This window comes from Aeromicrobium sp. Root472D3 (assembly GCF_001426485.1).
Taxonomy (GTDB): domain Bacteria; phylum Actinomycetota; class Actinomycetes; order Propionibacteriales; family Nocardioidaceae; genus Aeromicrobium.
This window is the reverse complement of the sequence record NZ_LMET01000001.1, coordinates 2,368,326-2,386,149: the sequence shown is the minus strand read 5'-3', so window position 1 is coordinate 2,386,149 and position 17,824 is coordinate 2,368,326. Positions and strand designations below refer to the sequence as shown.

Here is a 17,824-nt window from a genome sequence, read left to right as displayed (position 1 = left end):
CTGGACGCATGATGGCGATCGGCGAGTTCTCGCGCTTCACGCACCTCAGCGTCCGCACCCTGCGCCGCTACCACGACGCCGAGCTGCTCGTCCCCGCCTCCGTCGACCCCCTGACGGGGTACCGGTCGTACGACGTCGACCAGATCCCGACGGCCCAGGTCATCCACCGACTGCGCCAGCTCGACGTGCCGCTGGCGGACGTCCGGCACATCATCGCCTCGCCGGACCCGGAGGCGCGCGCCGCACGGGTGGCCGGCCACCTCGGACGGCTCGAGGCCGAGCTCGACCGGACGCGGGCGGCGGTGTCGTCGCTGCGTCGCCTGCTCGAGCCCGAGATCGCGCCGCTGCACGTCGACCTGCGGGGCGTGCCCGCCACGACCGTCGCGGCGATCGAGGACGACGTCGCCCTCGACGACGTCATCGCCTGGTACGCCGGGGCGATGGACGAGCTGGACGCGGCGGTGGGCGACCGGACGGGACCGCCCGGAGGGCTCTACGAGGATGCGTTGTTCGCACAGGGGCGCGGGCGCGTGCTCGTCCACCGTCCGTCGCCCGACCCGCCGACCGCGGGGCGCGTGCGCCCGACCGTCCTGCCGACCGTCGAGCTGGCGGTCGCGACGCACGTCGGGGACCACGACGACATCGACGTCACGTACGGCGAGCTGGGCGCGTGGGTCGTCGCCAACGCCCTCGCGGTGTCCGGCCCCGTGCGCGAGACGTACCTGGTCGGGCCCCGCGACACGACCGACGCGTCCGCCTGGCGCACCGAGATCGGCTGGCCGGTGTTCAGGCTGGGCGGCTGAACGAGGGAGACCTCGTCGGCCCGTCCGACGCACCCTTGCGCAGCATCGGCAGGATCCGCGGCGGCACCAGCTCCGACAGCACGATGACGCTCGTCGACCGCGCCACCGACCCGGATCGGCTGATGTGCAGCAGCGTGTCCTTCAGGTCCTCGTGCGAGGTCGCCGCGATCTTGCAGACCACGTCGGCGCTGCCGCTCGTGATGTACGCCTCCAGCACGTTAGGCAACGAGTCGAGCTCCACCGTGACGGCGTCCAGCGCGCCCTGCACGATCTCGAGCGTCACGAACGCCAGCACCGGGTTGCCCGCCGCCACCAGGTCGACGTCCGGACCGTAGCCCGTGACGACCCCGGTCGCCTCGAGCTTGGCCAAACGGGCCTGCACGGTCGCCCGGGCGACCTTCGTGAGCCGCGAGAGCTCCAGGTCACCGATGCGCGGGTTCGCCGTCATGGTCTCCACGAGAGCGACATCGAGCTGGTCCATCAGATCTCCAACCATGCATCGTGGATAGTTTGGAGGTCCCATGATGCTCTCGACGGGCACCTTTGACCACCCCGGGAGGGGTCGGTTGTCCAGGACCGCGGCGTGGGGTGTGCTGGGTCACATGACGATCGATCTGACGGATGCCGAACGCCTTGCCGACCTCGACCTCGCCCAGCTCCAGCAGCTGGTCGGACTCGTGGAGCACGATCCCGCGACCGACCCCTTCCCGGTCACCGGGTGGGACGCCGTGGTGTGGGCCGTCGGCAACGCGACCCAGTCGGCGCACTTCTTCGCCTCGGCCTTCGGGATGGACCTCGTCGCGTACTCCGGGCCCGCGACCGGCAACCGCGACCACCACGCGTACGTCCTCGAGAGCGGTGCCGTCCGCTTCGTGCTGACGGGTGGCGTCGACCCCGCCAGCCCCGTGCTCGACCACCACCGCACCCACGGCGACGGGATCACCGACATCGCGCTCGAGGTGCCCGACGTCGACACCTGCATCGACCACGCCCGCGCCCAGGGAGCGACGATCCTCGTCGAGCCGCACGACGTCACCGACGAGCACGGCACCGTCCGCACCGCGGCGATCGCGGCGTACGGCGACACCCGGCACACCCTCGTCGACCGCAGCGGCTACACCGGCCCGTACCTGCCGGGATACGTCGCGCGCACGTCGTCGCTGCAGCGCGCCGCCGACGCCCCCAAGCGCATCTTCCAGGCCCTCGACCACGTCGTCGGCAACGTCGAGATGGGCCACATGGACGAGTGGGTCGACTTCTACAACCGCATCATGGGCTTCACCAACATGGCCGAGTTCGTCGGCGACGACATCGCCACCGAGTACTCGGCGCTCATGAGCAAGGTCGTCGCGAGCGGCAACCACCGCGTCAAGTTCCCGCTCAACGAGCCCGCGCTCGGCAAGAAGAAGTCGCAGATCGACGAGTACCTCGAGTTCTACCAGGGCCCGGGCGCCCAGCACCTGGCCCTGGCGACGAGCGACATCCTCGACACCGTCGACCGTCTGCGCGCCGCCGGCATCGAGTTCCTCGACACCCCCGACTCGTACTACACCGACCCGGCGCTGCGCGAGCGCATCGGCGAGGTGCGGGTGCCGATCGAGCAGCTGCAGCAGCGCGGCATCCTGGTCGACCGCGACGAGGACGGCTACCTGCTGCAGATCTTCACCAAGCCGATCGGCGACCGTCCCACGGTGTTCTTCGAGATCATCGAGCGGCACGGGTCGCTGGGCTTCGGCAAGGGCAACTTCCAGGCGCTGTTCGAGGCGATCGAGCGCGAGCAGGCGCTGCGCGGGAACTTCTGACGGTGGCGCACTACCGGCACGCCGGCAGCATCCCGCCGAAGCGTCACACCCAGCACCGCAGCCCCGACGGCGCCCTGTACCGCGAGGAGCTGATGGGGGAGGAGGGCTTCTCGTCCGACTCGTCGCTGCTGTACCACCGCGGGGTGCCGTCGGCGATCGTCGACGCCCGCACGTGGGAGCTGCCCGACCAGTCGACGACCCCCAACCAACCGTTGCTCGCACGGCACCTCAGGCTGCACGACCTGTTCGCCTCCGGTGACGGGGTCGACGTCGTCACCGGCCGGCGGCTGGTGCTGGGGAACGCCGACGTACGCATCTCGTACGTCGTCGCCTCCGCCGTGTCGCCGCTGTACCGCAACGCCACGGGCGACGAGTGCGTGTTCGTCGAGTCCGGCACCGGCACGCTCGAGACGGTGTTCGGGCACCTGCGGTTCGGGCCCGGCGACTACCTGGTCGTGCCCCGGGCCACGACCCACCGGTGGGTGCCGGACGGCCCGGTGCGGGCCTACTGCATCGAGGCCAACAGCCACATCGCGCCGCCCAGGCGCTACCTGTCGCGGTACGGTCAGCTGCTCGAGCACGCCCCGTACTGCGAGCGCGACCTGCGCGGTCCGACCGAGCCGGAGGTGCGCGACGAGACGGACGTCGAGGTGTTCATCAAGCACCGCGGCTCCGGCCCGGGCGGGCTCGCGGGCACCGTGCACGTCGTCCCGCAGCACCCCTTCGACGTCGTCGGGTGGGACGGCTGCCTCTACCCGTACGCCTTCGACGTCGCCGACTTCGAGCCCATCACGGGTCGCGTGCACCAGCCGCCGCCGGTGCACCAGGTGTTCGAGGGCGGCAACTTCGTGATCTGCAACTTCGTGCCCCGCAAGGTCGACTACCACCCGCTCGCCGTGCCGGTGCCGTACTACCACTCCAACGTCGACTCCGACGAGGTCATGTTCTACGTCGACGGCGACTACGAGGCGCGCAAGGGATCGGGCATCGGCAGGGGCTCGGTGTCGCTGCACCCCGGCGGCCACTCGCACGGGCCCCAGCCGTCGTCGATCGAGGCGAGCCTCGGCGCGGAGTCGTTCGACGAGCTGGCCGTCATGGTCGACACGTTCCGGCCGCTGGAGCTCGGCGAGGCCGGCACGGCGTGCGACGACGGCGCCTACGCCTGGTCGTGGAACCGGTGAGCACCGACTTCGGTCGCACGACGCTGCCGTACTGCTCGTTCGTGGGTCCGGGCGAGAAGCGCCCGCGCGTCGGCGTCGGCGTCGGCACGGACGTCCTCGACCTGACGGCCGCGGCGGCCCACGCGGTGCCCGAGCGGGCGTCGCTGTTCGCCGACGGCACGCTCGACCCGCTGCTGGGCGCGGGCTCCGCCGCCTGGGCGGAGGTGCGGTCGGCACTGCTCGGCTTCGTCGACGTACCCGCGGCCGGACGGTTCCTCGTCCCTGCCGTCGACGTCGAGCTGGTGCTGCCGTTCTCGGTCGCCGACTTCGTCGACTTCTACGCGTCCGAGCACCACGCCACCAACGTCGGGCGCATCCTCCGTCCCGGCGGGGAGGCGCTGTCGCCGGCGTGGAAGCACCTGCCGATCGGCTACCACGGGCGGGCCGGGACGGTCGTGGTGTCGGGCACGCCCGTGCGGCGTCCGGCGGGCCTGCGCAGGGCCGGCGACGCCGTGACGTTCGGGCCCACCGCCAAGCTCGATCTCGAGGCCGAGATCGGCTTCGTGGTCGGCGCGCCGTCGCGACACGGCGGACCGGTCATGGTCGACGACGTCGAGCGGCACGTGTTCGGCATCTGCGTGGTCAACGACTGGTCGGCCCGCGACGTCCAGGCCTTCGAGTACGTGCCCCTCGGCCCGTTCCTCGGCAAGTCGTTCGCGACGTCGGTGTCGCCGTGGATCGTGCCGCTGGCGGCGCTCGACGACGCCCGCACCGCCCCACCCGAGCAGGTGCCGGTGCCGGCCGACTACCTGCGCGCCGACGACGCGTGGACGCTCGACCTCGAGCTGTCGGTCAGCATCGACGGCACGGTCGTGTCGCGGCCGCCGTTCGCGTCGACGTACTGGACGCCCGCGCAGATGCTGGCCCACCTGACGGTCAACGGCGCGTCGCTGCGCACGGGCGACCTGTTCGCGTCGGGCACCGTCAGCGGTCCCGCCCACGACCAGTGGGGCTCGCTGCTCGAGCTGCACCACGACTCGACGTACCTCGCGGACGGCGACACCGTCACGATCTCGGCGGTCGCCCGCCTCGCGGACGGTCGCGAGCTGCAGGTCGGCGAGGTCACCGGCACCATCATCCCCTGAGGAGCGCGCATGTTCGAAGAAGGCCAGTACTTCGCCCCCGTCGTCGACGCGGGCGACGGCAGCCTGACGGTCCAGCTCGGCGAGGGGCACCCCGGGATGGACGACCCCGTGTACCGCCGGCGCCGGGACGTCATCGCGACGACCGCCGACCGGTGGACGCCGGGGGAGCCGGCCCCCGTCGTCGACTACACCGACGACGAGCACGAGGTGTGGCGCGTCGTGTGCGACGACCTGCGCGACAAGCACGAGACGTACGCGTGCCGCGAGTTCCTCGACGGCAAGGAGGCGCTGGGGCTGCCGACCGACCGGGTGCCGCAGCTCGAGGAGCTCTCGGACGGCATCGAGCCGCTCACGGGGTTCCGCTACCGGCCCGCGGCGGGGCTCGTGCCGCTGCGCGAGTTCTACGGGGCCCTGGCCGACCACTCGTTCTGGGCGACGCAGTACGTGCGCCACCACTCGGTGCCGCTCTACACGCCGGAGCCCGACGTGCTGCACGAGGTCGTCGGCCACGGCAACACGCTCGCCGACCCGCGCTTCACCGAGCTGTACGAGGCGGCCGGCGCGGCGTCACGACGGGTCGAGAGCGCCGAGGCGCTCGAGTTCGTCAGCCGGGTCTTCTGGTTCACCCTCGAGTTCGGCGTCGTGCACGAGGCGGACGGGCTGAAGGCGTTCGGTGCGGGCATCCTGTCGAGCCCCGGCGAGATCGAGGAGTTCCGCTCCATGACGATCCTGCCGCTCGACGTCGCCGCGATGGGCACGCAGGACTACGACATCACCCACTACCAGGAGGTGCTGTTCGCGGCCCGCTCGTTCGCCGAGGTTCAGGACGTCGTCGGCGGCTTCTGGGACTCCTGCGACGACGACTCGATCGCCCGCCTGAGGTAGGGCGCCGTGACGCTGGCGGGGTCGTCGAGCAGGTCCTTCGGGGTCGCGGTCGCGACGACCGTGCCGCCCTTGTCGCCACCGCCCGGTCCCATCTCGACGACCCAGTCGGCCGCCGCGATGACCTGCATGTCGTGCTCGACCGCGATGACGGTGTCGCCGGCGTCGACCAGGCGCCCGAGCACGCGCACGAGGTCGCGGACGTTGACGGGGTGCAGGCCGCCCGTGGGCTCGTCGAGCACCACGACGCTGTTGTCGCGGCTGGGCCGCTGCAGCTCGGTCGCGAGCTTGATGCGCTGGGCCTCGCCGCCTGACAGCTCGGTGGCCGGCTGCCCCAAGGTCAGGTAGCCCAGGCCGACGTCGAGCAACGTCGTCAACGACCGCAGCACGGCGGGCACGTCGGCGAAGAACTCGACGGCCTCGACGGCGGTCATCGCGAGCACCTGGCCGATGTCGCGCCCGTTGTACGTGACCTCGAGGGTCTCGGGGTTGTAGCGCGAGCCGTGGCACGTCGGGCACGACGAATAGCTCGTCGGCAGGAACACCAGCTCGATCGCGATGAAGCCCTCTCCGTCGCACGTGGGGCAGCGCCCCTCGGCGACGTTGAACGAGAAGCGCCCGGCGGTCCAGCCGCGCTCCTTCGCCTCGGGCGTCGCGGCGAACAGCCGCCGCACGGTGTCGAACAGGCCCGTGTAGGTCGCGAGGTTCGATCGGGGCGAGCGGCCGATGGGACGCTGGTCGATCACCGTGATGCGCCGTTCGCCGTCGTCCAGGCGCTCGGTGACGGCCGTCAGCAGCGACGACTTGCCGGAGCCCGAGACGCCCGTGATGGCGGTCATGACGCCCATCGGCAGCCGGATGTCGACGTCGTCGACGTTGTGGCGGCTCAGGTGCTCCATGGTCGTCCAGCTCGCGGGCTCGCGCGCCGCCAGCTCGGGCCGGGGCGTCCGGTCGAACATGAACTCGGCCGTCGCGGAGTCCTCGACGTCGGCCAGGCCCTCGGGCGGTCCGCTGTAGACGACGTGCCCCCCCAGCACGCCCGCGCTCGGGCCGACGTCGACGACCCAGTCGGCCGCCCGGGCGATCGACAGGTCGTGCTCGACGACGAACAGCGAGTTGCCGGCCGCCACGAGCTGCCGCAGCGCGTCGTAGAGGGCCTCGGAGTCGGCGGGGTGCAGTCCGGCCGACGGCTCGTCGAGCACGTACAGGACGCCGAACAGCCCCGACCGCAGCTGGCCCGCGAGGCGCACGCGCTGCAGCTCGCCGGGGGAGAGGGCCGTGCTCGAGCGGTCCATCGACAGGTACCCGAGGCCCAGGGCGATGATCGCCTCGACGCGCTCGCCGAAGTCCTTGACGAGCGAGCGCGCAGCCGACGAGGCCGCCGCGCCGTGGCGGTCGGTGCCGAGCGCCTGCTGCGCGAGTCCCTCGTCGAGCAGGGCGCAGACCGACGACAGGGGCATCGCGGCCAGCTCGGCGATGTCGACGCCGGCGAACGTCACGGCGAGGGCCGCCGGCCGCAGCCGCTTGCCGTGGCACGTGGGGCACGGGCCCTCGGCGCGGAACGCCTCGAGCTTCTCGCGCTGGGTGTCCGACTGCGTCTTGGCGAGGTTGCGCATCAGGAACTTCTCGGCCGACGACCAGTGGCCGTGGTACTGGCTCGCCTCGCCCTGCTTGTTGCCCTGCAGCAGCATGCGGGGCTCCTCGTCGGTGAACAGCAGCCAGTCGCGGTCCTCCTGCGGCAGCGTGTGCCACGGGACGTGGATGTCGATGCCGAGCTTGGTCACCATGCGGCGCACGTTGAGGCCGACCCAGGCGCGGTTGGCCCACACCCCGATCGCGCCCTCGTCGATCGACAGGGTGGGGTCGGGGACGAGCAGCGCCTCGGTCGTGCTGCGCGACACCCCCGTGCCGGCGCAGGCCGGGCACGCGCCGACCGCCGTGTTGGGCGAGAACGCCGACGCCGGCAGGTGCTCGGCCCCGTCGGGGTAGGTGCCGGCGCGGCTGTACAGCAGGCGCAGGACGTCCGACAGCGAGCTCAGGGTGCCGAGCGACGACCGGCTGCTGCTGGCGCCGCGCGCCTGCTGCAACGCGACGGCGGGCGGCATGCCGTCGATCAGGTCGACGTCGGGCGCACCGACCTGTGACAGCAGGCGGCGCGCGTAGGGGGCAACCGACTCGAAGTAGCGCTTCTGCGACTCGGCGAACACCGTGCCGAACGCCAGCGACGACTTGCCCGACCCCGAGACGCCGGTGAACACGACGAAGCAGTCGCGGGGCAGGTCGACGTCGACGTCCTGCAGGTTGTGCTCACGGGCGCCGCGGACGCGGATGGATCCAGATGACTGCATTAGGACGACGTTAGTCGCCCGGAGCCGTCCCCGCCTCATCGCTGGCCGCACGCGCCGAGGCGTTGATGCGCTCCATGAGCGACGCCATGGCCGCCAGCTCCTCGTCGTCGTGCTCGTCGAGGACGCCGCGCATGTGCTTGGCGAGCAGGCCGAACATCGACGAACCCACCGCCAGGGCCTGGTCGGTGATCTCGACCTTGACCGAGCGGCGGTCGCTCTCGACGCGCTCGCGGCGCACGTGGCCCGCCCGCTCGAGGCGGTCGATCATGGCGCTGGTGGCCGAGGGGCTCAGGTTCAGGCCCTCCGCGATGTCCTTCGGGGTCGCGCCGCCGCGGTCCATCACGAGGCCGATCGCCGACAGGTCGGTGCGGTGCATCGCGTGCACGTGGCTCATCCGCAGGACGTAGCGCTCGATCTCGAGGTTGAACAGACGCAGCTCGCGGACCAGGTCGGTCGCACCGCTCGAGCCCATGGGGCGGGGAGCGGTGCTCGGCCGATTAGACGTGGTCATGCGTCCATCGTACTATTTCACTCGTGGAATCATTCGATCATGGAACTAAGTCGTTCCGACCCGCCCGCCGCGCCGCGATCCTGACGGTCCTGGTCTTCGTCGTCCTGACCGGCCTCGTCTTCGCCTTCGCCCCCGAGGCGCGCGAGGCCGACGAGGCGTCCGGCGCCCTGCCCGACTCCGCCGAGTCGACGACGGTCTCGGCGATCCAGCGCACGCTGCCGTCGAGCGGCGTCTCGCCGGCGATCGTCGTGGTGAGCCGCGACGGCGGGGCGCTGGGGGACGACGGCCGTGCCGCCGTGACCGAGCTGGCCGGCGACCTCGGACGGTTCGGGATCGGCGGCGCCGACCTGACGCCGACGTTCTCGGACGACGGCGACGTCGGCCTGGTCGCGGTGCCGCTCGAGGCGTCGACCGGATCGGCGAGCGTCGAGGACATCCGCGACGCCGTGTCGTCGCTGCCGGACGGGCTGACGGCCCAGGTGACGGGTGGGCCGGCCTTCCAGGCCGACATCGAGAACGCCTTCGCCGGTGCCGACGTGCGCCTGCTGGTCGCCACCGCGCTGATCGTCGCGGTGCTGCTGCTCGTGACCTACCGCAGTCCGTGGCTGTGGCTCGTGCCACTGGTCGTCGTGGCGGTGGGCGACCGCGTCGCCTCGCTCGCCGTCGCCACCGCGACACAGCTGTTCGGCTACGACGTGGACGGCTCGACGACCGGCATCACCTCCGTGCTGGTGTTCGGTGCGGGCACGAACTACGCCCTGCTGCTGATCGCGCGCTACCGGGAGGAGCTGCGACGCCACGAGGACCGGTTCGTCGCGATGCGCGCGGCGTGGCGCCAGGCCGCTCCCGCGATCCTGGCGAGCTCGGGCACCGTGACGCTGGCGCTGCTGACCCTGTCGTTCGCCGACACGCCCAGCAACCGCGCGCTCGGGTGGTCCGCCGCGATCGGCATCGTCGTGGCCGTCGTGTTCGGGCTCGTCGCCCTGCCGGCCGCGATGGTGCTGTTCGGCCGCGGGCTGTTCTGGCCCTTCGTCCCGCGTCTGGGCCAGGACGACCCCGCCCGCACGGGCGTGTGGTCGCGCGTCGGCCGCGCCGTCGTGCGCCGCCCCCGGGTGTTCGTCGCCGGATCGGTCGCGCTGCTCCTGCTGCTGTCGCTGGGGGCCGTCGGCCTGCAGGTCGGACTGACGCAGAACGACCGCTTCCGGGTGACGCCCGAGTCGGTCGTGGGGCAGGAGACGCTGGCCGAGGCGTTCCCCGCGGGCTTCGCCGAGCCGACCGTCGTGCTGACCCGGCCCGGCGACGTCGCCGACGTCGCGCAGCGGGTCGACGGCGTCGAGGGCGTCTCGTCCGTCAGGGCCGGCGCGACGTCGTACGAGTGGGCGTCGCTCGACGTCGTGCTCGACAGCGACCGCGGCTCGGACCGCTCCGCCGACACCGTCGACCGGCTGCGCGCGGCGCTCGGCGAGGACGCGCTGGTCGGTGGCCCCGACGCGCAGGACATCGACGCCGCCGCGGCGGCGTCGCACGACCGGCTGCTGATCATCCCGCTGGTCCTCGCGATCGTCATGGTGATCCTGCTGGTGCTGCTGCGATCGGTCGTCGCGGCCGTGGTGCTGGCCCTGACGGTCGTCGCGACGTACGTCACGGCCGTGGGGGCGGGGTGGTTCGTGTTCACGCACCTGTTCGACTTCCCGGCGCTCGACCTGCCGGTGCCGCTGTTCGCCTTCATCTTCCTCGTCGCGCTGGGGGTCGACTACAACATCTTCCTGACGACACGGGCGCGTGAGGAGGCGGCACGTCTCCCGGTCGCCGGGGCCATGACCAACGCCCTGGCCGTCACCGGCGGCGTCATCACCAGCGCCGGCGTGGTGCTCGCGGCGGTCTTCGCGGTACTGGGCGTGCTGCCCGTCGTGGCGCTGACGCAGATCGGCGTCATCGTCGGCATCGGCGTCCTGCTCGACACCCTCGTGGTGCGCAGCCTGCTCGTGCCGGCGCTCGCGACGATGCTCGGCGAGCGGTTCTGGTGGCCGAGCCACCCGCGGCGATTGGACGACCACGCGGAGGGTACGACGCCGTCATGAGTGACTACGAGAGCGAACAGATCGAGGCCATCCAGAACGTCGTCGACCGCGTGGCGGCCTACCAGGACGGTGCGACCGAGGTCGTCGTCGTCGAGGAGCTCCGCAAGGGCTTCGACGAGATCGCGGTCGAGGTGCAGCCCGACGACGTGACGAAGATCGCCGACGCGATCGAGTCCGAGGACGGCGACGTCTCGGTGCAGGAGCTGCTGGGCTAGCGGGGCCGGTCGACCGCCCTGACCTCCGGGGGAAGACCCCACTCGTTGCTCCCGAGCCGCGAGACCGGCTGGAGCCGGGTGAACTCAGGGTGGTCGCCGTCCATCGCCTCGGCGTCGACCGTCACGGCGACGACGTCGCCCAGCACGAGCACGGAGTCGCCGAGCTCGATCGTCGAGTGCAGACGGCACTCCAACGAGGCCGGCGAGCTGACGACGCGCAGCGGCGCGACGTGGTCGCTCGGCTCCATCTCGATGCCGAGCTCGGACGCCTCGTCGACCTGCGGGTCGAAGCTCGCGCTCGTCGCGTTGACGCGGTCGAGGTCGGGCAGCGACGCGAGGTTGACCACGAACTCGCCCGTCGCGAGGACGTTGGCCAGCGTGTCCTTGTGACCGACCGACGTCCACGACACGATCGGGGGGTTGGCGCACGCGACGCTGAAGAACGAGTGCGGTGCGAGGTTGCCGACACCGTCGGCCGACAGCGTCGAGATCCACGCGATCGGCCGCGGCACGACCAGCGAGTTGAGCAGGGGGTAGGCCCCGGCATCGGGGACGTCGGTCCGGATCACGCGTCTCATGCGTCCATCCTCGCCCGTCCGGGCCGGTGCCGCCACGCGTCGGTCGACCACAGCGCCCACGCGATCAGCAGCGGCTGGAACGGCAGGCGCAGCCAGCGCGACAGGTCGGAGTCGAGCCCGAACGCGTCGGTGTGCGTCACGAGCTGGTTGACGTTGCCGGGGAAGACCGCGACGAAGAACGCCGCCACGACCCAGCCGACCACGACCCGCTGCCGGTGCAGCAGCACGAGCGCCGCGCCGAGGGCGATCTCGACGACGCCGGAGGCCACGACCACGAGGTCGACGTCGAGCGGGAGCCACTCGGGAACCTGCGCGCGGAAGGTCTCGCGGGCCCAGAAGAGGTGGCTCAGGCCGGCGAGGACGAGGAACGTGCCGAGCAGCAGGCGGGCGAGCGGGCGGACGGTCATGTGACGAGTGTCGCAGCCACCGTGCAACCCATTGTGTCGGTGCGGAATAGCAGGATGGGTCCTGACGCTGATGATCTCGGCGGCGCCTGCCTCTCACCCCACCCACACCCCGTGAGGACCCCATGTCCACAGCACCGTCCACCGCACCCGATCCGAAGCGCTGGCTCGCGCTCGGCGTGATCGCCGTCGCCCAGCTCATGATCGTCCTCGACGCCTCCATCGTGAACATCGCCCTGCCGTCGGCGCAGAAGGACCTCGGCATCAGCGACGCCGACCGCCAGTGGGTCGTCACGGCCTACACGCTGGCCTTCGGCGGCCTGCTCCTGCTCGGCGGCCGCATCGCCGACTTCGTCGGGCGCAAGCGCGTCTTCGTCATCGGCTTGATCGGCTTCGCGGCCGCGTCGGCCCTCGGCGGCCTGGCCTCGACGGCCGTCCTGCTCTACGCGGCCCGCGGCCTGCAGGGCGTCTTCGCGGCCCTGCTGGCCCCGGCGGCGCTGTCGCTGATCTCGGTGACCTTCACCGAGGGCAAGGAGCGCGCCACGGCCTTCGGCGTGTTCGGCGCGATCTCGGGCGGTGGCGCGGCGATCGGCCTGCTGCTGGGCGGTGTGCTGACCGAGTACGCGTCGTGGCGCTGGTGCCTGGGCGTCAACGTCCCCATCGCGCTCGTCGCGGCCTGGGCCGCCACCCGCGTGGTGCGCGAGAGCAAGGCCGAGGGCAACACCAAGTACGACATCCCCGGTGCCGTGCTCGTGACGCTCGGTCTCGTGTCGCTGGTCTACGGCTTCACCGAGGCGGCCAAGGAGAAGGATCCCGGTCAGAGCACCGAGGTGCTCGGCTGGACCGCGCCCACGACGCTGTCGTTCCTGGGGGCCGCGGTCGTGCTGCTCGTCGCGTTCGTGCTGTGGGAGCGTCGTTCGGCGCACCCCCTGCTGCCGCTGCGCGTGGCGCTCGACCGCAACCGCGGTGGCTCCTACCTCGTGTTCCTGTTCATCGGCGCGGGCCTGTTCGCGATGTTCCTGTTCCTCACGTTCTACTTCCAGGCGACCCTCGGCTACAGCCCGCTCCGGTCGGGCTTCGCCTTCCTGCCGTTCAGCCTCGGCATCATCGGCGGCGCCGGCGTCATCTCGCAGCTGCTGCCGCGCTTCGGCCCCAAGCCGATCATGGTGCCGGGCCTGGTCAGCGCCTCGATCGGCATGCTGCTGCTGACGCAGATCACGGCCGACACGTCGTACTGGACCCACGTCCTGCCGCCGCTGCTGCTCATGAGCATCGGCATGGCCGCGGTGTTCATCCCGGCGTCGAGCACCGCCCTGGTCGGCGTCGGCTCGCACGACGCGGGCGTGGCCAGCGCGCTGCTCAACACCTCGCAGCAGGTCGGCGGGTCGCTCGGCACCGCGCTGCTCAACACGCTGTACGCGGGCGCCGTCACGAGCTACCTCGCCGACAACGTCGGCTCGGGCTCGCAGCGCCAGGTCGCCTCCGACGCGCTGCTCAGCGGCTACCACACGGCGTTCTTCTGGGGCGCCATGATGCTGGTGCTGGCGCTCATCACCGCCGTCACGCTGATCAACGCCAAGAAGGACGACATCCCGGCCGAGGGAGCCGTCGGCGTCGCCTAGCCGATCCGCACGGTGCACACCAGGCCCAGGTGGTCCGAGCTGTCGGGCTCGGACACCTGGACCCGGCCGTCCAGGGCCGTGACCCGGGGGCCCAGGTAGATCGCGTCCAGGTGCCGCCCCCGCCGGGGGACCGGCCGGCCGATCGCGTGGTGCACGTCGTGGTCGACGTTCTCGACCTCGACGGCCGAGCGCCAGTCGGTGTAGCCGGCGGCCTGCAGGATCCCGCGGGGCGTGTCCGGGCGCACCGCGATGTTGTTGATGTCACCGGCCAGGACGTCGACGTCCAGCTCGCGGCACAGCTCGGCCAGCCGGGTGCCCTGGATCCGGCGCGAGGCCTCGGCCTTCTCGGCCGTCGTGTTGACCGACGACGACAGGTGCGTCGTGGCGCCGGTCCACTCGACCCCGCTGGCCACGTGCTCGTAGCGGACGACCGTGACATACCGCTCCTGACGCGTCGCGGTGCCGAGCGCGAGCTCGTGCGACTCCACGACCCGGTGCACGCCAGGATCGCTGTAGGCGTCGTTGTGGCCCCGCGACCGCACGACGTCCCAGCCCGGCAGGATCGCGGCGAGGCTGCGCCGCTCGGGCGGGCGGTTGACCTCGACCAGGAAGTAGACGCTCGCGTCCATGCCGCCCGGGCCGTTCATCTCGCGCTCGAGCATCGCGGCGCGTCCGGCCCACCGGTGCCGGACCGGCGTCCAGTTGGAGCCGAGCACGTTCTTGAGGCCGAGGCGGAAGGTCGCCGTCATCAGGCGAGGCTATCGGAGACCTTGTAGCGTCGAGGCGTGTCTGTCTTGCGCGCGCTCATCGACAAGGTCCCTCGCGACCACCTCCAGTCCGACGCCGCCTTCCACCGGCGTCGCCGCGTCGTCGCCGGCGTGAGCCTCGCGGGCGCCGCGCTGCTCGGCAAGTCGTTGTCGACCGAGCCCGACTCCACCGAGTTCTACGGCCTGACGCTCGGCGTCGCGGCGACGTGGACGGCCGGTGCGCTGGCGTCCGGCCCGCTGCACCTGGGGTGGGAGCAGACGCACGACGCGGGGCTGCGGCGTCCCGTCATCACCCCCGTCGTCCTCGGCGTGGGCGCCTTCGGAGCGTTCTACGGGGCGGCGCTGGTCGCCCGGCGCATCCCGTTCCTCGAGCGCGCGCTCAGCGACGTGCTGGCCTTCGCCGACCAGGGGTCCGCGCCGCTCGTGACGCTCACGACGTTCGCCAACGGTGCTGCCGAGGAGGTGTTCTTCCGCGGAGCGCTGTACGCCGCGGTCGGCACCGAGAACCCCGTCCTGAAGTCGACCGCGGTGTACGCCCTGGCGACGACCTCGACCCGCAACCCGGCCCTCGTGCTGGCCAGCGGTGTCATGGGGACGCTCTTCGGCCTCCAGCGCCGTGCCTCCGGAGGCATCCAGGCCCCGCTCCTGACGCACCTGACCTGGTCGGGTCTCATGCTGCGCTTCATGCCGCCGCTGTTCCGCAAGCCGGGAGCCGACGAGGTGCAGACCTCGGTCTAGGGGCACAATGTCACGGTGCCGTGGCCGTCGTGGGAGCAAGCTGCCGTCGCCACGGTCCTGAGCCTGGTCGCGTGGCTCGTGCTGGCCCGCGTGCCGCGGTCGCGCGTCGGCGACGCCCTGCTGCCCGCGTTCCGCGAGTTCGCGCTCGTCGCCGGCCTGTACGCCGTGTGGCGCCTGGCCCGCATGCTGCCGATCACGCACGAGGCGGGCGCGCTCGACCGTGCCCGCGACATCGACCGGTTCCAGCGGGCCCTGCACCTGCCGACCGAGATCTCCGTCCAGCACGTCGTCGTCGCGCACGACTGGCTGGCCCGGTTCGTCAACGGCTACTACGCGATCGTCCACGTCCCGGCACTGATCGCCTTCATGGTCTGGGCGTTCGTGCGCCACCGCGACCGGTACCCGCACTGGCGCAACGGGCTGGTCGCCGTCACGGCGGGGTGCCTGGTCATCCGGTTCCTGCGCGTGGCACCGCCGCGCTTCGTCGACGAGCTGGGATTCGTCGACTTGTCGACACGGTACGGTCTGGGCGTCTACGGCGACGTCGGCACCGGGGTGTCCGACCAGTTCGCCGCGATGCCGTCGATCCACGTCGGCTGGGCCGCCGTCGTGGCCCTCGGCACGTTCGCGATGAGCCGCAGTCGCGTGCGGTGGGTCGTCCTGATGCACCTGCCCGTCACGGTCTTCGTCGTCGCGGCCACGGGTCACCACTGGTGGCTGGACGGCGTCGTCGCGCTGCTGCTCCTCGTCGCCGGGCTTAGGCTCGACGCATGGACACGACGGTCACGCGCTGGGACAGACGCACCACGATCGCGGTCCTCGCGCCGCCGATCCTCATCGGCCTCATCGGGCTGACCCACCCCGCCCACCTGACGCAGGACGCATCCGCGCGGTGGCGCGACCTGCACATCGTGCTCCTGCCGCTGTTCCCGCTGCTGGCCGTCGGCCCCTGGCTCGTGGCCCGCTCGATCGAGCCCGTCTACGGGCGGATCACGCTGGTGCTGGGCTATGTGTTCGCGTGCTTCTACAGCGCCCTCGACATCCTCGCCGGCATCGCGGCGGGCGCCCTCAAGTACGACCGCCAGGGTGGGCTCGGCACGGTGTTCGGCTACGCCAGCGACCTCGGCCAGATCGGGTCCATCGCGTTCATCGGGGCCACCGCGGCGGCCGCGGGGTGCCTGCTGCGGGTCGCCGGCCCGTGGGTCCTGCCCGGAGCCGCGGTGGCGCTGGTCGGCGCCTACGGCTTCATGCAGAACCACGTCTACCCGCCCTGGGGCGTCCTGTCGATGCTGGCGATCGCCGTCGGGTGGGCGTGGATGCTCAGGGCATCAGGTCGCGTCCCTGGTGCACGCGCACCCAGTCGATCTTGAAGCTGAACTCCGACCGGGTGTGCTCGGGATCGGCCCAGCCCCAGTACTTCGAGCCGACCTGCATGTTGAGACGGATGTGGAACGTGTCGGCGAACGTCGGGCCGCGGAAGTAGCCCAGCGTCTTCGGGTCGTCGAACAGCACCGTCGCGACGGTGCGGCCGTCGTAGGTGTAGCGCAGGCACGACGGCGACCAGTTGACGCCGTAGGTGTGCCAGCCCTGCCAGATCTTGTCGGTGCCGACGTCCGCCCGGCCCTGGGTCTTCTGCTTGACGGGGTCGCTGGTCGAGCCCTGCGCGGTGTCGGCCCAGCTGTTCCACTCGTACGAGCTGGAGGGGTCGAACGACCGGATGGTCGGCGCCCCGTACGACTCCATCGGATCGATCTCGCCGGGCTGGTGGTCGGCGCGCAGCCAGAACGCCGGCCAGATGCCGCGCGACATCGTCGAGGCGCTCGGCACCCACGCGCGCACCTCGAAGCTGCCGTAGCGCTGGCTGAAGCGGTCGATCGAGTCGACGTACCCGGTCGAGTAGTCGCGCGTCGCGTTCTCGGCCCCGTAGAGGGCCTTGGTGTTGGTGCGCCACTGGTCCTGGGGCAGCCGGCGCCCCGTGATGTCGAGGTACCCGTCGTGCACCGACACGGCGTCCCGGGTGATCCACGCCTTGTCGTGGTTCAGGAACGTGTCGTCGCGCACCCGCCAGCTCGCCGGGTCGATCGCGGTGCCGTCGAAGTCGTCGGTGAAGGTCCGCACGCCCTGCGCGGGGTCGGAGTAGTCGATCGCCTCGCACGACGCCGCCGTCGCGGGGGGAGCGGGGCTCGCGGGGGCGGGACGCGAGGCGGCGGGGACCGTCTTCTCGACGGTGACGTCCGCGATGCGCGCGAGATGGCGTCCCGAGACGCGCGACGCCCGGGTCGACAGCTGCACGCGGCTGCCGGCGCGCGTCGTGCGCAACGACACCGTGAGGCGTCGCCAGCTGCGCGACGCCGCCGTGACGCTCGTCGAGCGGCTCGCCACGACCCGTCCGGCGCTGATCTCCCTGATCGTGAGGGTCATGCGGCGTCCGGGCTGCGACGACCGCACGCGAGCCGTCGCGCGGACCAGCGTGCCCGCCCGGTCGACCACGTCGGTCGACACCGGGGAGCGGGCCGACAGGTTCGTGCGTCCCGACCGGCGGGTCGGCGCGATCTGCAACGCCCGCGTCGAGCCGATCCTCACGGTGCGCAGGCGCGTGTGGGCGGACGGCGTCCACTGCGAGGCCTGCGAGGCGATCGCGACCCGCTCGGTCGTGACCCGCTCGTCGGCGACGGCCGGTGCGTGCAGCGCGGCCGCCGCCGCGGCGACGGCGACGATGCCCGCGACGGTCGCGCGGCGGCTCCTGCTCCCCATGGGGAGACCGTAAG

General features: G+C 71.9%; 18 protein-coding genes. 11 read left to right on the top strand and 7 right to left on the bottom strand.

The features are described 5' to 3' along the window. Positions 1-8 precede the first annotated feature (8 nt). Complete coding sequence (locus ASD10_RS11780) at positions 9-803, top strand: MerR family transcriptional regulator (protein WP_056608581.1); 795 nt, start codon at positions 9-11, stop codon at positions 801-803. Here the strand turns inward: ASD10_RS11780 and ASD10_RS11775 are convergent. Next, positions 787-1,284: an Lrp/AsnC family transcriptional regulator gene (locus tag ASD10_RS11775; protein ID WP_200938254.1), complete on the bottom strand. Its 498-nt coding sequence runs from the start codon at positions 1,282-1,284 to the stop codon at positions 787-789. The genes ASD10_RS11780 and ASD10_RS11775 overlap by 17 nt on opposite strands. Positions 1,285-1,405: 121 nt before the next feature. On the opposite strand from ASD10_RS11775, the gene hppD reads away from it, so the two are divergent. From hppD to ASD10_RS11755, 4 genes are read left to right on the top strand one after another with little or no spacing between them, the layout of a single operon-like run. Further along, positions 1,406-2,605: a 4-hydroxyphenylpyruvate dioxygenase gene (gene hppD, locus ASD10_RS11770; RefSeq protein WP_056608575.1), complete on the top strand. Its 1,200-nt coding sequence runs from the start codon at positions 1,406-1,408 to the stop codon at positions 2,603-2,605. A gap of 2 nt (positions 2,606-2,607) precedes the next feature. After that, positions 2,608-3,786: a homogentisate 1,2-dioxygenase gene (locus ASD10_RS11765; protein WP_056608572.1), complete on the top strand. Its 1,179-nt coding sequence runs from the start codon at positions 2,608-2,610 to the stop codon at positions 3,784-3,786. Further along, a complete protein-coding gene (locus ASD10_RS11760) occupies positions 3,783-4,910 on the top strand; it encodes a fumarylacetoacetate hydrolase family protein (RefSeq protein WP_235501840.1) in 1,128 nt (375 codons plus the stop codon). The genes ASD10_RS11765 and ASD10_RS11760 overlap by 4 nt, the downstream gene beginning before the upstream one ends. 9 nt (positions 4,911-4,919) lie before the next feature. Beyond that, a complete protein-coding gene (locus ASD10_RS11755; protein ID WP_056608569.1) occupies positions 4,920-5,795 on the top strand; it encodes a phenylalanine 4-monooxygenase in 876 nt (291 codons plus the stop codon). Here ASD10_RS11755 and ASD10_RS11750 read toward each other — a convergent pair. Together ASD10_RS11750 and ASD10_RS11745 are read right to left on the bottom strand one after the other, a co-directional pair. Beyond that, positions 5,732-8,140, bottom strand: a complete 2,409-nt coding sequence (locus ASD10_RS11750) for an excinuclease ABC subunit UvrA (protein ID WP_056608565.1) — start codon at positions 8,138-8,140, stop codon at positions 5,732-5,734. The genes ASD10_RS11755 and ASD10_RS11750 overlap by 64 nt on opposite strands. 10 nt (positions 8,141-8,150) lie before the next feature. Continuing rightward, complete coding sequence (locus ASD10_RS11745; RefSeq protein WP_082556163.1) at positions 8,151-8,651, bottom strand: MarR family winged helix-turn-helix transcriptional regulator; 501 nt, start codon at positions 8,649-8,651, stop codon at positions 8,151-8,153. 23 nt (positions 8,652-8,674) lie between these two features. Here ASD10_RS11745 and ASD10_RS11740 point away from each other — a divergent pair, with 23 nt between their 5' ends. Both ASD10_RS11740 and ASD10_RS11735 read left to right on the top strand, forming a co-directional pair. Next, on the top strand, positions 8,675-10,732 hold the full coding sequence (locus tag ASD10_RS11740; RefSeq protein ID WP_056608559.1) for an MMPL family transporter: 2,058 nt from the start codon (positions 8,675-8,677) through the stop codon (positions 10,730-10,732). Next, positions 10,729-10,947 (top strand): hypothetical protein, encoded by a 219-nt coding sequence (locus ASD10_RS11735; RefSeq protein ID WP_056608556.1) that lies wholly within the window; start codon positions 10,729-10,731, stop codon positions 10,945-10,947. The genes ASD10_RS11740 and ASD10_RS11735 overlap by 4 nt, the downstream gene beginning before the upstream one ends. Here ASD10_RS11735 and ASD10_RS11730 read toward each other — a convergent pair. Further along, positions 10,944-11,525, bottom strand: coding sequence for a flavin reductase family protein (locus ASD10_RS11730; RefSeq protein ID WP_056608554.1), 582 nt, complete (start codon positions 11,523-11,525; stop codon positions 10,944-10,946). The two genes, ASD10_RS11735 and ASD10_RS11730, sit on opposite strands and share 4 nt — an antisense overlap. Continuing rightward, complete coding sequence (locus ASD10_RS11725) at positions 11,522-11,932, bottom strand: hypothetical protein (protein WP_056608551.1); 411 nt, start codon at positions 11,930-11,932, stop codon at positions 11,522-11,524. Before ASD10_RS11725 ends, ASD10_RS11730 begins: the two co-directional genes overlap by 4 nt. A 122-nt stretch (positions 11,933-12,054) precedes the next feature. Between ASD10_RS11725 and ASD10_RS11720 the strand changes: the two genes are divergently transcribed. Continuing rightward, positions 12,055-13,551, top strand: coding sequence for an MFS transporter (locus ASD10_RS11720; protein ID WP_056608549.1), 1,497 nt, complete (start codon positions 12,055-12,057; stop codon positions 13,549-13,551). Here ASD10_RS11720 and ASD10_RS11715 read toward each other — a convergent pair. Further along, positions 13,548-14,300, bottom strand: a complete 753-nt coding sequence (locus tag ASD10_RS11715; RefSeq protein ID WP_056608545.1) for a hypothetical protein — start codon at positions 14,298-14,300, stop codon at positions 13,548-13,550. The genes ASD10_RS11720 and ASD10_RS11715 overlap by 4 nt on opposite strands. 36 nt (positions 14,301-14,336) lie before the next feature. On the opposite strand from ASD10_RS11715, the gene ASD10_RS11710 reads away from it, so the two are divergent. The 3 genes from ASD10_RS11710 to ASD10_RS11700 are packed head-to-tail and all read left to right on the top strand — an operon-like array spanning position 14,337 to position 16,426. Continuing rightward, positions 14,337-15,056 carry a CPBP family intramembrane glutamic endopeptidase gene (locus ASD10_RS11710; protein WP_056608542.1) on the top strand — a complete coding sequence of 240 codons (720 nt, stop codon included), beginning with the start codon at positions 14,337-14,339 and terminating at the stop codon, positions 15,054-15,056. A gap of 15 nt (positions 15,057-15,071) precedes the next feature. Then, positions 15,072-15,911 carry a phosphatase PAP2 family protein gene (locus tag ASD10_RS11705; protein ID WP_082556162.1) on the top strand — a complete coding sequence of 280 codons (840 nt, stop codon included), beginning with the start codon at positions 15,072-15,074 and terminating at the stop codon, positions 15,909-15,911. Further along, positions 15,827-16,426: a hypothetical protein gene (locus ASD10_RS11700; RefSeq protein ID WP_056608539.1), complete on the top strand. Its 600-nt coding sequence runs from the start codon at positions 15,827-15,829 to the stop codon at positions 16,424-16,426. Before ASD10_RS11705 ends, ASD10_RS11700 begins: the two co-directional genes overlap by 85 nt. Here ASD10_RS11700 and ASD10_RS11695 read toward each other — a convergent pair. Next, positions 16,377-17,810: a family 16 glycosylhydrolase gene (locus tag ASD10_RS11695; RefSeq protein WP_157432560.1), complete on the bottom strand. Its 1,434-nt coding sequence runs from the start codon at positions 17,808-17,810 to the stop codon at positions 16,377-16,379. The two genes, ASD10_RS11700 and ASD10_RS11695, sit on opposite strands and share 50 nt — an antisense overlap. Positions 17,811-17,824 lie beyond the last annotated feature (14 nt).